This is a genomic window from Streptomyces sp. NPDC001231, from assembly GCF_042896885.1.
In the GTDB taxonomy this organism is placed as follows: Bacteria; Actinomycetota; Actinomycetes; order Streptomycetales; family Streptomycetaceae; genus Streptomyces.
In genome coordinates this window covers 296,475-310,565 of sequence record NZ_JBIAXS010000001.1, presented here as the reverse complement: position 1 = coordinate 310,565, position 14,091 = coordinate 296,475, and the positions used below count along the sequence as shown (strand labels likewise).

General features: G+C 71.7%; 10 protein-coding genes. 7 read left to right on the top strand and 3 right to left on the bottom strand.

Annotated elements, in window-relative coordinates; translation table 11 throughout:
- The first annotated feature begins 278 nt into the window (after positions 1 to 278).
- The 3 genes from ACFY3J_RS01375 (at position 279) to ACFY3J_RS01365 (ending at position 3,775) form a co-directional block, all read left to right on the top strand.
- Positions 279 to 1,394, top strand: a complete 1,116-nt coding sequence (locus ACFY3J_RS01375; protein WP_384173050.1) for a DegT/DnrJ/EryC1/StrS family aminotransferase — start codon at positions 279 to 281, stop codon at positions 1,392 to 1,394.
- On the top strand, positions 1,391 to 2,416 hold the full coding sequence (locus tag ACFY3J_RS01370; protein ID WP_384173053.1) for a Gfo/Idh/MocA family protein: 1,026 nt from the start codon (positions 1,391 to 1,393) through the stop codon (positions 2,414 to 2,416). Before ACFY3J_RS01375 ends, ACFY3J_RS01370 begins: the two co-directional genes overlap by 4 nt.
- 75 nt (positions 2,417 to 2,491) lie before the next feature.
- Positions 2,492 to 3,775 (top strand): nucleotide sugar dehydrogenase, encoded by a 1,284-nt coding sequence (locus tag ACFY3J_RS01365; RefSeq protein ID WP_390839759.1) that lies wholly within the window; start codon positions 2,492 to 2,494, stop codon positions 3,773 to 3,775.
- Between the two features lie 71 nt (positions 3,776 to 3,846).
- On the opposite strand, the gene wecB is transcribed toward ACFY3J_RS01365, so the two are convergent.
- A complete protein-coding gene (gene wecB / locus ACFY3J_RS01360; protein ID WP_384173059.1) occupies positions 3,847 to 4,938 on the bottom strand; it encodes a non-hydrolyzing UDP-N-acetylglucosamine 2-epimerase in 1,092 nt (363 codons plus the stop codon).
- 47 nt (positions 4,939 to 4,985) lie between these two features.
- The gene (locus tag ACFY3J_RS01355; RefSeq protein WP_384173062.1) at positions 4,986 to 6,137 is read right to left on the bottom strand and encodes an acyltransferase family protein; all 1,152 of its coding nucleotides are present in this window, start codon (positions 6,135 to 6,137) and stop codon (positions 4,986 to 4,988) included.
- Positions 6,138 to 6,456: 319 nt separating this feature from the next.
- On the opposite strand from ACFY3J_RS01355, the gene ACFY3J_RS01350 reads away from it, so the two are divergent.
- Together ACFY3J_RS01350 and ACFY3J_RS01345 are read left to right on the top strand one after the other, a co-directional pair.
- Positions 6,457 to 7,836, top strand: coding sequence for a glycosyltransferase (locus ACFY3J_RS01350; RefSeq protein ID WP_384173065.1), 1,380 nt, complete (start codon positions 6,457 to 6,459; stop codon positions 7,834 to 7,836).
- Complete coding sequence (locus ACFY3J_RS01345) at positions 7,836 to 9,926, top strand: glycosyltransferase family 1 protein (RefSeq protein WP_390839991.1); 2,091 nt, start codon at positions 7,836 to 7,838, stop codon at positions 9,924 to 9,926. The genes ACFY3J_RS01350 and ACFY3J_RS01345 overlap by 1 nt, the downstream gene beginning before the upstream one ends.
- 106 nt (positions 9,927 to 10,032) lie before the next feature.
- On the opposite strand, the gene ACFY3J_RS01340 is transcribed toward ACFY3J_RS01345, so the two are convergent.
- Positions 10,033 to 10,629, bottom strand: coding sequence for an acyltransferase (locus ACFY3J_RS01340; RefSeq protein WP_384173071.1), 597 nt, complete (start codon positions 10,627 to 10,629; stop codon positions 10,033 to 10,035).
- A 280-nt stretch (positions 10,630 to 10,909) separates the two neighbouring features.
- Between ACFY3J_RS01340 and ACFY3J_RS01335 the strand changes: the two genes are divergently transcribed.
- Together ACFY3J_RS01335 and ACFY3J_RS01330 are read left to right on the top strand one after the other, a co-directional pair.
- A complete protein-coding gene (locus ACFY3J_RS01335) occupies positions 10,910 to 12,403 on the top strand; it encodes an FG-GAP repeat protein (protein WP_384173074.1) in 1,494 nt (497 codons plus the stop codon).
- Positions 12,404 to 12,567: 164 nt separating this feature from the next.
- Complete coding sequence (locus tag ACFY3J_RS01330; RefSeq protein ID WP_390839756.1) at positions 12,568 to 14,064, top strand: FG-GAP repeat protein; 1,497 nt, start codon at positions 12,568 to 12,570, stop codon at positions 14,062 to 14,064.
- The last annotated feature ends 27 nt before the right edge of the window (positions 14,065 to 14,091 follow it).

Genomic DNA, 14,091 nt, shown 5'->3' with positions numbered 1-14,091 from the left:
AACACACGTGCACCTTTGATAGCCTGAACGGCGGTATCGGCCGCTGCCGAGACGTACACCCAGGCGTTTGCCGAGGACCACAGCCGACGAGCACGCCGGACATCTCGCTCGCGGCTGGCTCCCCCCAAGAGCACCCCGTCGGCGGGGGATTCGGCGGAGACCTGTACGCCGTCCCGTAGCGCCGGTGATCCACGGGAAGCGGACGAACGTGTCACGGCGGCCACCTCCCGGCTCAGGTATGTCGTGCGGCGACAAGGCCGTTGAAGAGGAGGACGCCGATGGCGGACGCCCTGGAGTCCATCCCGGCTGCTCGGCCGGTGATCGGCGACGAGGAGATCGAGGCCGCGGTGCGCGTGCTGCGCAGCGGCAGGGTCGTGCAGGGGCCCGAAGTGGCCGCCTTCGAGTCGGAGTTCTCCGAGTTGGTCGACGGGCGCCACTGCGTCGCCGTCAACTCCGGGACCTCCGCGCTCCAACTGACCCTGATGGCCCTCGGTATCGGCCCGGGCGACGAGGTGATCGTGCCCTCGTTCTCCTTCGCCGCTTCCGCCAACGCCGTCCGCCTGGTCGGCGCCGACGTCGTCTTCGCCGACATCGAACCCGGAAGCTTCTGCCTCGATCCCGACGCGGTCGAGGCGGCCGTCACCCCGCGCACCGCCGCCGTCATGCCGGTCCACCTGTACGGGCACCCGGCGGCCATGGACCGGCTTCTGCCGATCGCCGAGAAGCACGGCCTCGCCGTCGTCGAGGACGCCTGTCAGGCCCACGCGGCGCAGCTGAACGGCACCCCGGTCGGCGCGTTCGGCACCGCCGGAACGTTCAGCTTCTACCCGACGAAGAACATGCACGCCCTGGAGGGCGGCATGGTCACCACCGCCGACCCCCAGGTGGCACGCACCCTCAGGCTGCTGCGCAACCAGGGCATGGAGCAGCGCTACGCCAACGAGATCGTCGGCGCCAACATGCGGATGACGGACGTCGCCGCGGCCATCGGGCGGGTGCAGCTCGGGCGGCTCGCCGAGTGGACGGACCGCCGCCGTGCCAACGCCGCCCACCTCGACGAGCACATCACCGCGCTGGTGACGCCGCCGGTCGCCGAGGGCGCGCGGCACGTCTACCACCAGTACACCGTGCGGGTGCCCGAGGGCATGGACCGGGACGCGGTGCAGGAGCGGCTCACGGCCGCCGGAGTGGGCAACGCCGTCTACTACCCGACCCCCATCCACCGGCTCACGCCGTACTGGGAGCCGGACCGCAAGGCCGGCCGGACCTGGGACCTGCCTCAGACCGACCTGGCCGCCGCCCAGGTCGTGTCGCTGCCGGTCCACCCGTCGCTGACCGACGCCGACCTCGCGCGCATCGCCGACGCCGTGAACACCCTGGGAGACGCACTGTGAGCAAGGCGAAGCTGCGGGCCGGTCTCGTCGGCCTGGGGTCCATGGGCCGCCACCACTGCCGGATCCTGTCCGAACTCGACGGCGTGGAGCTGGTCGCCGTCGTCGACCCGATGGGCGACAAGTTCGGCGTCTCGCGGGGCGTGCCGGTCCTGGAGTCCGTCGAGCAGCTCGTCGCGCTGGGCGTCGACTACACCGTGGTGGCCTGCCCGACCGCGCTCCACGAGGAGATCGGCCTGCAGCTCGCCGAGGCCGGGGTGCACGCGCTGGTCGAGAAGCCGGTGGCCGACACCGTCGAGGGCGCGCGGCGCCTGGTCGAGGCGTTCGAGGCCCGCGGCCTGGTGGCCGGCGTCGGCCACATCGAGCGCTACAACCCGGCGCTGCAGAGCCTGCGGGCCCGCCTGGAGGCGGGTGAGCTGGGCGAGGTGTTCCAGGTCGTGACCCGCCGTCAGGGGCCGTTCCCGCACCGCATAGCCGACGTGGGCGTGGTCAAGGATCTGGCGACCCACGACATCGACCTGACCGCCTGGGTCACCGGCCAGCCCTACGTGTCGGTCTCCGCGCACACCGTCTCCAAGAGCGGCCGCCCGCACGAGGACATGGTCGCCGCCGTCGGGCAGCTGGTCGACGGCACCATGGTCAACCACCTCGTCAACTGGCTGAGCCCGCTCAAGGAGCGGTTCACCTCGGTCACCGGCGAGCGCGGCTGCTTCATCGCCGACACCCTCACCGCGGACCTGACCTTCCACTCCAACGCGGCGGTCGCGACCGAGTGGGAGGCCCTGCAGGCGTTCCGCGGCGTCGCCGAGGGCGACATGATCCGCTACGCGATCCCCAAGCGGGAGCCGCTCCTCGTCGAGCACGAGTTCTTCCGGGACGCCGTGCTCGGCCGCTCGCACGAGATCTCGACGCTCCGCCAGGGCCTGCGGACGGTCGAGGTGGCCGCCGCGGTGCTCGAATCCGCCGCCACCGGCGACACCGTGCGGCTGGACACGGCCGACGACGCCGTGCCGTCCGGGGCCTGACGCTCGGCCCATCGCTTCCTGCCGGGTCCCGTGTCCCGGTCCCGCAGACCGCCCCGAGAAAGAGGCACCCCGTCCATGAACATCTGCGTAGTCGCCCTCGGGAAGATCGGCCTGCCGCTCGCCGTGCAGTTCGCCTCCAAGGGCCACCGGGTGATCGGCGCCGACGTCAACGAGAAGGTCGTCGACCTGGTCAACGCCGGTACCGAGCCCTTCCCCGGCGAGCACGCCCTCGACGTCCGGCTCAAGCGGGCCGTCGACGACGGGCTGCTGTCCGCCACCACCGACACCGCCGACGCGGTGGCCCGGTCCGAGGCCGTCGTCGTGGTCGTGCCGCTGTTCGTGGACGCCGAGGGCGTGCCGGACTTCGGCTGGATGGACGCGGCGACCAAGGCCATCGCACAGGGGCTGAAGCCGGGCACCCTGGTGTCGTACGAGACCACGCTCCCCGTCGGCACGACCCGCGACCGCTGGGCGCCGATGCTCGCCGAGGGCTCGGGGCTGACCGCGGGCGAGGACTTCCACCTGGTGTTCTCCCCGGAACGGGTCCTCACCGGCCGGGTCTTCGCCGACCTGCGGCGCTACCCGAAGCTGGTCGGCGGCATCGACGAGGCGTCGACCCGGCGCGGCGTGGACTTCTACCAGCAGGTCCTCGACTTCGACGAACGCGACGACCTGCCGCGGCCCAACGGCGTGTGGGACCTGGGCACCTCGGAGGCGTCCGAGATGGCCAAGCTCGCCGAGACCACCTACCGGGACGTCAACATCGGCCTGGCCAACCAGTTCGCACGCTTCGCCGACACCGCGGGCATCGACGTCAAGAAGGTCATCGAGGCCTGCAACAGCCAGCCCTACAGCCACATCCACCAGCCGGGCATCGCCGTCGGCGGCCACTGCATCCCGATCTACCCGCGGATGTACCTGTGGAACGACCCGCAGGCCACCGTGGTACGCGCCGCCCGCGAGGCCAACGCGGCCATGCCGGCGTACGCCGTCGACCTCCTCGCGGCCGCCTACGGCGACCTGACCGGCGTGAACGTCCTCGTGCTGGGCGCCGCCTACCGGGGCGGTGTCAAGGAGACCGCGTTCTCCGGCGTCTACGGCACGGTGGAGGCGCTGCGCGAGCGCGGCGCGGTGCCCTGCGTCTCCGACCCGATGTACACCGCCGAGGAGCTGACCGCGCACGGCCTGCCCCCGCACGAGGGCCAGACCGTGACCGCCGCCATCCTCCAGGCCGACCACGCCGAGTACCGCGAGATGTCCGCAACCGACCTGCCCGACGTACGCGTCCTGGTCGACGGCCGCCGCACCACCGACCCGGCCCGCTGGGAGGGCGTGCGCCGGGTCGTCATCGGCGGCTGACCGCTCCGTAAGGCGCTGAGCCCCCGTCCCGGACCACCGGGCGGGGGCTCAGATCCGTACGCGGGCTCCGGTCAGGCGCCGGCCGCCTCCTCCATGAGCCGCACGACACGGCGGGCCGCGGTGCCGTCACCGTACGGAGTGCCGCGCGGCGTCCGCGGCGCGGGGCGGCAGGCGATGCCGGCCCACTCGGCGGCCGGCTTCTCGTGCGGATCGGGCACGAGGACGTTCCAGCCGCCCTCCAGGGTCTCGACCCACTCGGTCTCCGGCCGCACCGTGGTGCACGCCCGGTCGAGCAGGTACGCCTCCTTCTGCAGCCCGCCGGAGTCGGTGACCACACCGGTGGACGCGAGCACAGCGGCGACCAGACCCGCGTACGGCAGCGGACGGCCCACGTGGACGGATCCATGCTCCAGCTTGATGCCGTGCTGCTCGGCGCGGGCGACGAGGCGCGGATGGGCGAGCAGGGCCACGGGCAGCGGAAGCCCGGCCAGCGACCCCACGAGCGCGGAGAGGCGCTCCGGATCGTCGGTGTTGTCCGGCCGGTGCAGGGTGGCCAGCAGGAACGGCTGTGCCGGGTCGATGCCCTCGGGCAGCGCCGGCGCCGGGTGCTCCCCGGCGAGCACGGCGTCCCGGATGCGCAGGCAGATGTCGACCATGACGTCGCCGGACAGCCGGGCGCGGTGCTCCAGCCCCTCGCCGGCGAGGTGGCGCATGGCCTCCTCGGTGGGCGCGAGCAGCAGGTCGGCGCAGTGGTCGGTGAGCACGCGGTTGTGCTCCTCCGGCATGCGGCGGTTGAACGAGCGCAGCCCCGCCTCGAGATGGGCGACGGGGATGTGCTGCTTCACGGCGGACAGGGCGCCCGCGATGGTCGAGTTGGTGTCGCCGTACACCAGGACCCAGTCGGGCCGGTGCTCGTCGAGGACGGGGTCCAGGGCGGACAGCACCGCGCCGGTCTGCACGCCGTGGCTGCCGGATCCGACCCCGAGGTGCACGTCCGGGTCCGGGATGCCCAGCCCGCTGAAGAAGACGTCCGACAGGTCGGCGTCGTAGTGCTGGCCGGTGTGCACGATGACGTGCTCGTGCTCGGTCTCCGCGAACGCGGCGGCTATGGGGGCCAGCTTCACCAGTTGGGGGCGGGCTCCGACGATGCTGATGACTTTCACGGCGTCTCTTCTTCTCGGTCAGGGGCGGTTGGTCCGGGCGTGCGGCCTCACTCGGCGCATGCGGTCTGCGGCCGCGGCCTCGGCGCCGCGGGGCGCGGGCCGAGTCTGCGCAGCGTGCGTTCGGCAGGGCGTTCGATCCACTGGTAGGCGGCCGCGGACAACGCCAGGCTGATCACCAGGACGAGCGTCCAGACCTCGATGGTCTCCGAAAGCGACACGGGGTGACCGCTGGAGCCCTTGACGATTCGGATGACTATTTCATGGATCAGGTACCAGGCGAACGACCAGTGTCCCAGCCGGATCATCCAGGTACCGCCCAGTCCCGTGCGGCGGCCGTCGAGATCCGAGCGGGCGGCCGCGACGACGAGCAGGGCGAAGAGCGGGGTGGACAGCAACTGGGAGGCGCTGTACGGGCTGTACCAGAAGGCGTCCGGTACGGCACGGGACCAGGGGATCAGCAGCAGGTGCCAGGCGACGACCAGGCCGACGGCGACCGACAGGGGCACGCGGGGACGCCATCCGCGCTTGACGGCGAGCCCGGCCGCCACACCCACGACGAACTGCAGCGAGCGGGTCAGCGGTACGTAGTCCAGTGCCCACACCCGCAGGAACGTGTCCGAGACGGTGGAGGCCACCGGCCACACCAGGAGCAGGGCCGCGCAGCAGACCGCCGCCGTCCACGCCCACGTCCGTGCCCTGCGGGGCGCGAGAGCGGCCAGGAGCAGCGGGAAGACCGCATAGAAGAAGGCCTCGTCACTCAGTGACCAGGCGGCCGGGTTCCCCGCGGACGCGTAGACCGGGTCGGGCACCCAGGCGTGCAGCAGGACCAGTGACGTGGTGACCGCCGCACCCGGGATCGCGACGTTCTGGACGGCCATGACGGCCAGCGACAGGGCGGTGCTCACCACCATCATCGGCCAGATCCGGGCGAACCGCCGCCACATGAAGACCTTCGCGGCGACGCCCGCCCCGTCGTACGTCCAGGCGAGGACGAACCCGGAGAGGACGAAGAAGAAGGTCACGCCGGTGCGGCCGTACCACACCGCGTCGCTGAGCCCCGGGATCTTTCCCGCCTGCCGGGACAGGTGGTACAGGACCACGGCCAGCGCGGCCCAGAAGCGCAGACCGGTGAGAGAGGGCAGCCGGTCCCGGCTCGGTGCGGCACCGGCTCCCTGGTGTCTCGCGGGTCTCAGTGCCACGTGTGCCCCCCCGTCATCCTGCATCCCCTCGTCGTCGCAGTGCCGACCGAGCATACGATCCGCCCGGCGACGCGCGGCGGGGGGTCAGGCGTTGCCGTGAGACGGACGGTGGCCGTCGGCGAGGGAAAGTCTTGTCGAACGTGTGTGATAATCCATCCATTTGGAGGCGGCGGGACCGACACATCACCGCACGGTGGAGGAAGGCCACGACCACCAGGGAACCGGCCGGGCCCCCGGTCGGTGTGCGCCCCCGCCTCCACCATGGCTGAGCGAGGAAGCACGGCCGCCAGAGTCAACCACTCCAGTCGAGGACAAGTCTGTGCCACCCGCCGACCTGACATCCGCCGAGGGCCAGGACAAGCCGCATCTGCTGTACTTCGCGATCGGTTTCCCGCCCGCGGCCAAGAGCTGTGCCTACCGCATGCGGGAGACCGCCAACCAGTTCGCGGCTCACGGGTGGCGGGTCACCGTGGTCACCATCGAGGACGAGTCCTGGATGATCGACTCGGGCATCGACCCGACGCTGTCCGAGCCGGTCGACCCCAGGATCGACGTGGTGAAGCTGCCGCTGTCCCGCGACGACCTCGAGACGGACCTGCGGAAGTTCTCGCGGGAGCGGGCACTGGACCCCGAGGCCTGGCTGCGCCAGGCCCGGGAGGACGTCCAGGAGATCTTCCCCGACCCGGTGTTCGGCGCCTGGCGCCCCGCCCTGGAGGAAGCCGCCCTCCGCATCCATGCCGAGAACCCGGTGACCCTCTCGATGGCCAGTTGCGTGCCCTACGTGCAACTCGCCGCGATCCGGCGCCTCTACGACGACCACCAGGTCCCCTACGCGGTCGACTTCCGCGACGGCTGGTCGCTCGACGTCGTGGAGGGTGTCGAGGCGTTCCTGGAGGACTCTCCCGCGGGTGCCTGGGAGTCCCGGATGCTGGCCGACGCGACGGCCTTCTGGTGCGTCAACGACCCGATCGCCGAGCACTACCGCAAGCGTTACCCCGACGCCCGCTCCCGGATCCACATCGTGCGCAACGGCTACGACGCCGACAGCGTCGACCTGCCGACCACCGTGCGCGACCCCGACGCCCCGCTGGTCTTCGGCTACCTCGGGACCGTGACGTTCCCGGCGCCTCTGCTGGCCAAGGTCCTCGACTCCTGGAAGGCGGCCCGCGAACGCGAGCCGCTGCTGGCCGACGCCACCCTCGAAGTGCGCGGACACATCGGTGTCGGAGCGCACCAGGGGGCGAACCGGCACATGGAGATGCTGCACGAGGCCGCCGCCGACGGCGTGGTCGTCGGCGGACCGGTGCCCAAGGGGCAGGTTTCCGAGCTCTACGGACGGTGGAACGCCCTGCTGCTGATCATCGTCGGCGGCAAGTACGTCACGTCCGGGAAGGTCTACGAGTACATGGCCACCGGGCTGCCCGTCGTCTCGGTCCACGAGCGTGAGCACGACGCCTCGGACCTGCTCGAGGGCCATCCGCTGTGGACCGGCGCGTACGGCCTCGACGTCGAGAAGCTCACGGAGTCCTTCTGCCGGGCCGCGCACATGGCGACGTCGGCCACGCACGAGCAGCGCCAGGCGGCCAAGGCACACGGGGCGTCCTACCAGCGGGGCGCAGTGATGGCGCCCGCGGTCCGCGAACTGACCGAACTGGTTCTCGACGCGCAGAACGCGGCGAAGGAGAAGGTGGAATCGTGATGGACGTGCTCGTCGTGGTGGGGCGCACGCCCAACACCGACATCTTCCAGACGTTCGTCGGCGAGATGAAGAAGCTGGACGTCCGCGTGCATCTGGTCGGGACGTTCGCGCAGAACCGGATCGACGCGGAGTGGGGGATCGACACCGTCCACCGGGTCGCGACCGACGGCGCCAACCTGGACTGGCGCGCCCGTGGCCGTGCCGTGCACGCGCACCCGCACGAGCGCTTCTGGGCCTACGTCGGCGGGGACGACAAGGTCCTGCGCCTCGCCAGGGCAGCCGATGTCATCGTCGCGGCCGACTCCAAGGCCTACTACAGCGGCTGGGAACTGGCGCGGCTGAACACCGGTGCACACGCCTGCGTCGGCTTCGGCGCGGCCCAGCGCCTGGTGCGGGCACTGAAGGACGGCGACGCCCCGGCCGTGTCCGTGCCCGACGCGGTGGACGACGGCCCCCAGCGCGACCGGATCTCCGACGGCGCGCTGCTCCTGGGCCATGAGAAGGTGCTCGGCTCCCGGATCGGTTCCGCCGTCGCCCGGCGGGTGCCGCTGCTTCCGCTGCCTCGCCGGACCCGGGTCGATGTGACGCGCAGTGTCATGACCGGCCTGTTCGGCCTCCGCCAGGCACAGGCCGCGGTGGCGACCGCCGGCGCGGTCGCCCAGCGGCTGCGGGACACGGAGTCGCGGGCCGAGGTGCTGCGCACGGCGACGCGGCGCGCGCTGAGCCAGGGATTCACCCCCAACACACTGCTCGCGTCCGCCGAGGCCGATCTCGCCCACGCCGACAGCCTGTTCGCGGCCGGCGACGCCGCCGGTGCGGCGGAGTTCGTGCACCACGCGCTGCAGACGGCGTTCCACCGGGTCGCCCACATAGATCAGCGGGAGAGCCCGCTGCCGAAGCGCGCGGAGGAGTTCGCCCGTCTGGTCACGTCGTCCACCGCGGCTGCGGCGGCGACCGCGGCGCAGGGCCGGGAGCGTCCGGCGGCCGAGCCGGAGCCGGGCCGGCCGCGGCGCCTGCTGGTCGTGACGGACGGAAACGACAACTTCCTCGGCCTGATCAGGAACCACTACGAGTCGAACCCGGATGTCGAGCTGAGGTTCCTCGACATCGCCGACTACCCCGGCATCAAGCGGCTCGCCCGCAACCGCCGGGGTCTGATCGCGCACCGCCTCGGCGGCGACGCCATGTACGGTTTCACCGCCGAGCAGCACCTGCGCCCCTACCTCGACTGGGCCGACACGGTGTTCGTCGACTGGTGCGCCGCCGCCGCGGCGCTGTTCACCTCCGTGGACCCGGGCACCGCCCGCATCGTCGTGCGGCTGCACAGCTACGAGGCGTTCTCGTCCTGGCCCCGGATGACGGACTTCTCCCGCGTCGACGACCTGGTCTTCGTCGCGGACCACATCCGTGACCTGGCCCTGCGCTCCGTGCCGGCCCTGACCGGACCGCGGGCGCCGCGCACACACGTCGTCGACAACGGCATGGACCTCGCCGGCTTCGCCCAGCCGAAGAACCCCGACGCCCGCTTCACCGTGGGCGTGGTGGGCATCGGGCAGGTCGCCAAGGACCCCCTGTGGGCCCTGCGCGTCATCCGGGAACTGCGCGACCGCGACGAGCGCTACCGGCTGGTGATGATCGGCGGCAACATGGACACGAAGGCGAGTCAGGCGGCCGCCGCCTACCAGCGCTCCTTCCAGCGCAAGGTGAGCGCGCTGGAGGCCGAGGGCGTCGTGGAGCGCCGGGGAGCCACCAACGACGTGCCCGGCAATCTGCGGGACATCGGCGTCATCCTCAGCAGCTCCGTGCGCGAAGGCTGCCACGTCGGCGTAATGGAGGGCGCAGCCAGCGGGGCGGTTCCCGTCGTCCGCGACTGGCCCTTCTTCGCCGGGCAGAAGCACGGCGCCTCGACGCTCTACCCGGCGGACTGGGTGGTGAGCACCCCGGAGGCGGCCGCGGACCGGATCCTCGCCGTCACCGCCGACGAGGAGACGTGGGCGGGGCACGGCCGCGAGAGCGAGAAGTACGCCCTGGCCTCGTGGGACTGGCCGGTGGTCCGGGGAGAGTTCGACCGGCTCTTCGGCATCGGCTGACGCAGGGAGCCCGGCCCTTGGGCCAGGAGAGTACGAGACGGCCCGTGGTCCGCAGGCACGTTCCTGCGGACCACGGGCCGTTCGTCCACTTCCTCAGGCGTCGCGCTCAGGCATCGCGCTCGGTGAGGACGCCGTCCCTCTCGTCGTACAGCGCGCCCGTCTGCGGGCACTGCCACACCCCGGCCTCCTTCTGCACGAGCTTGTGCCCGGCGCGCCCCACCCAGCCGGTCTGCCGCGCCGGCACGCCCATGACCAGGGCGAAATCCGGGACGTCCTTGGTGACGACGGCGCCGGCGGCGACCATCGCCCAGCGGCCGATGGTCAGTGGTGCGACGCACACGGAACGTGCGCCGATCGAGGCCCCGTCGGCGATCTTCACGCCGACGGCCTCCCAGTCGCCGCCGCGCTTCTGCATGCCCTCGGGGTCGACGGAGCGCGGGTTGTGGTCGTTGGTGAGAACGACGGCCGGGCCGATGAAGACGCCGTCCCCGAGTTCGGCCGGCTCGTAGACGAGTGCGTAGTTCTGCAGCTTGCAGTTGTCGCCCATGCGCACGCCCGAGCCGACGTACGCGCCGCGGCCGATCACGCACCCCTCGCCCAGACGGGCGTCCTCACGGATCTGCGCGAGGTCCCACACACTGCTGCCGGCACCGATCTCGGCGCTCTCGTCGACCTGGGCACTGGGCTGGACCCTGTAGTTCACCTGGCTGCCTTCCCCTGTTGGCTTCGGCAGCGAGCATATTCCCCGCCGCGGGAGGACCCGCGTCCGCCCTCTGTCGCTCGCGTGTGCAGCGCATGCAGGTGTCATGAACGAGATGTGACCAGAGTGTGACTCTCGCCACTCGGGTGCCGCCGTCGCGTCTATTGCATGCTCACCTCAAGTGAGGGGATGATCACTTGACCTTTTTTGAACCCTCTTTACTTGCGGGGTATTTGTGCCAAGGGCGGGGAAAGGATGGCGGCGCGCGGCCGCCGCTGTCCTGATGGCAGCGTTATCGGTCTGGGGACTCGGACCTGGGGGAACACCGGCCGCGGCCGCCGTCGCGTGCCCCTCGGGGGTTGAGTCCGACTTCAACGGCGACGGCATCAGGGACACGGCGATCTCCGACCCCGAGGCGAGCGACGAGGGCGTCCCGAAATCGGGCGCTGTGCACGTCGTCTACGGCGGGGGCAAGGGCACACTCACCCTCCTCCAGTCCTCCGACTCCGTTCCGGGAGTCCCGGAGGAGGGCGACCGGTTCGGTTACTCGCTCGCCGTCTACGACGCCGACCTGGACGGCTGCAGCGACCTGGTCGTCGGCAATCCCTTCGAGGACATCGGCACCACGCCCGACTCCGGGTCCGTGCACGTGTACTACGGCTCCACCAAGGGCCTGAACGCCGGCGGCAAGGCCGTGAAGGAGTTCTACCAGGGCAGCGGCAAGGCGCTCGGCGGCGGTCCGGAGACCGACGACTGGGTCGGTTACGCCCTCGCGGCCGGAAAGACCTCCGGCGGCACGCCCTACCTGATCATCGGCAGCCCCGGCGAATCCATCGGCACGGTGGAGGACGCCGGAGGCTTCTACTACGTGAGCGGCACCGCGCAGACGGTCGTCTTCGTCACCCAGGACACCGACAAGGCCGGTGCCGTGCCCGGTGTGGTCGAGGTGGACGACCGTTACGGTTCCGCCCTCGCCGCGACGCCGACCCACTTCGCCGTGGGCACGCCCGGCGAGGCGCTCGGGACCACGACCTTCGCCGGCGGGGTGGCGGAGTTCAGCCACACGCTCGTCTCCGGTTACCCCAAGCCGATCGCCGGGATCGCCCAGGACCAGGCCGCCGTCAGCGGGGCCGAGGAGGTCGGCGACCAGTTCGGCGCCGCGGTCGCCATGGTCCCGTACCGGCCCGCGGGCGCCACCTCCACCACCGAGTCGCTGCTCGCGGTCGGCGTTCCGGGCGAGGACCTGTCGACCACCGTCGACGCCGGTGCCGTCCAGGTCTTCCGGCTCACCGCGACCGGCTTCACCGAGGTCGCCTGGATCGACCAGAACACCGCCGGGGTGGAGGGCGAGGCAGAGGCCGGCGACTTCTTCGGCCGGCGGCTCGCCGCGGTCAACACCTCCCCGAACACCACCTCCACCGGCGCCACCACCCGGCTGGCGATCGGCGTGCCCGGCGAGGAAGCGGAGGAGGAGTACCCGGACAAGGGCGGGGTCCTGATCGTCCCCCTGGTCGGCGATCCCGGCGCCTCCGACTCCTGGGTCGAACCCGGGCACGGCATCCCCGCCGAGCCCGCACCGCACATGCTCAGCGGCCTGTCCCTGGGCGCGACACCCTCGCTGCTGTACGTCGGGGTGCCCTACGGGCCGCCCGGGAACAGGGCCGTCCACGGCTTCCCCTGGAATGTCGCCTCCGGCGGGGCGCCGACCCAGACGTTCAGGCCCGGCGTGGGCGGCATCCCGGCGGCGGGCGTCGCCTTCGGCGCGGTCGTCGGCTGACCGTCGCGCTCCCGCGCCGGCGGTGCTCGGCCGTACGGCGACGTCATCACAGCAAGAGGAGGGGCGAACTCATGTCCGCGAGCGGACAGATCACTACAGTGCGTCACCGGCGATTAGGCGGAGGGCGACGACAGACGGCGCACCGCGGCCGGCGTACCGCTTCCGTGGCGCTGGTCGGAGCGCTGTTGCTGCTGGGGCTGGGGACCGGAGGCACCCCGGCCGCGGCGGCGGCCACCTGCGCCGGGGTCCAGTCCGACTTCAACGGCGACGGAATACGCGACACGGTGATCGCCGATCCCGACGCCACTGTGGCGGGCAAGGAACGGGCCGGACTGGTCCACATCGTGCTCGGCGGAGGCAAGGGAGTCGTCGAGATATCCCAGGACACGCCGAACGTGGCCGACAGCCCGGAGACCGGGGACCAGTTCGGCTTCTCCGTGGCGGTGTACGACGCGAACAAGGACGGCTGCAGCGACCTGGCCGTCGGCATCCCCTACGAGGACGTGGGCACCGTGCGGGACGCGGGCTACGTTCAGGTCGTCTTCGGTTCGACCACCGCTGTCGGTCAGGAGTTCCCCAGCAAGGGCTTCATCCAGGGTGCGAACCAGCCGCTGGGCGGTGGGCCCGAGGAGGACGACTGGCTCGGATACGCGGTGGCGGCCGGTATGTCCACGACCGGCCACCCGTTTCTGGTCATCGGGGTTCCCGGCGAGGACGGCGCGGGCGGCGTGGACATGGGCCTGATCGGCTACGTCTACGGGACCGACTTCAAAGCGGCGTCCGTGAGTCAGAACAGCACCGGGGTGTGGGAGGACGCGGAGCCGTACGACCGTTTCGGCGCCTCGATCGCCGCCACCGACCGCTTCTTCGTGGTCGGTGCTCCCGGCGAGAGCACCGGAACCGTCGCCTTCGCCGGAGGGGTGCAGGCGTTCAGGCCGTCGATCAACTCGAACGGCATACCCGACCCGCTCTTCGGAATGGGCCAGGGCCGTGTACCTGGACCCGACAGCGCCGCCCAGACCGACGACCGCTACGGCAGCGCGCTCGCGATGGCCCCTTACCGCCCGGCCGGGGCGGCCACGATCACCGACGCGCTGCTCGCGGTGGGCGTCCCCGGAGAGGACCTCGGCACCGCCGTCGACGCCGGAGCCGTGCACGTCTACCACCTCAAGGCGGACGGCACCGTCACGCTGGTCAACTGGATCGACCAGAACACGGCCGACGTCGAGGGGGAAGCCGAGCCCGGCGACTTCTTCGGCCAGCGGCTCGCGGCGGTCAACACCGCCACCAACGTGGTGAGTACGGCGGCCACGATGCGCCTGGCGGTGGGCGTGCCGGGCGACGAGGCGACGGAGGAGACCCCCGAGGCCGGTGGCGTCCAGATCTTCCCGATGCTCGGACCGCCCGGTGCCTCCGACGCCTGGATCGCGCCCGGTGAAGGCATCCCGTCCGGACCAGCTTCTCGGACCTACGCGGGCATCAGCCTCGGGAGCAGTCCCTCCTCGCTGTACGTGGGGGTTCCCTACGGGCCGGTCGAGGGGCACGCGGTCCACGCGTTCCCGTGGAACACCGCCTCGGGCGGCGCGCCGACGCAGACCTGGAGGCCCGGCGAGGGCGGCATTCCCGCGGGCGGCGCCGCCTTCGGTGCCGCCGTGCGATGACGCCCCGCCGGCCGCTCGCGGCGTTCC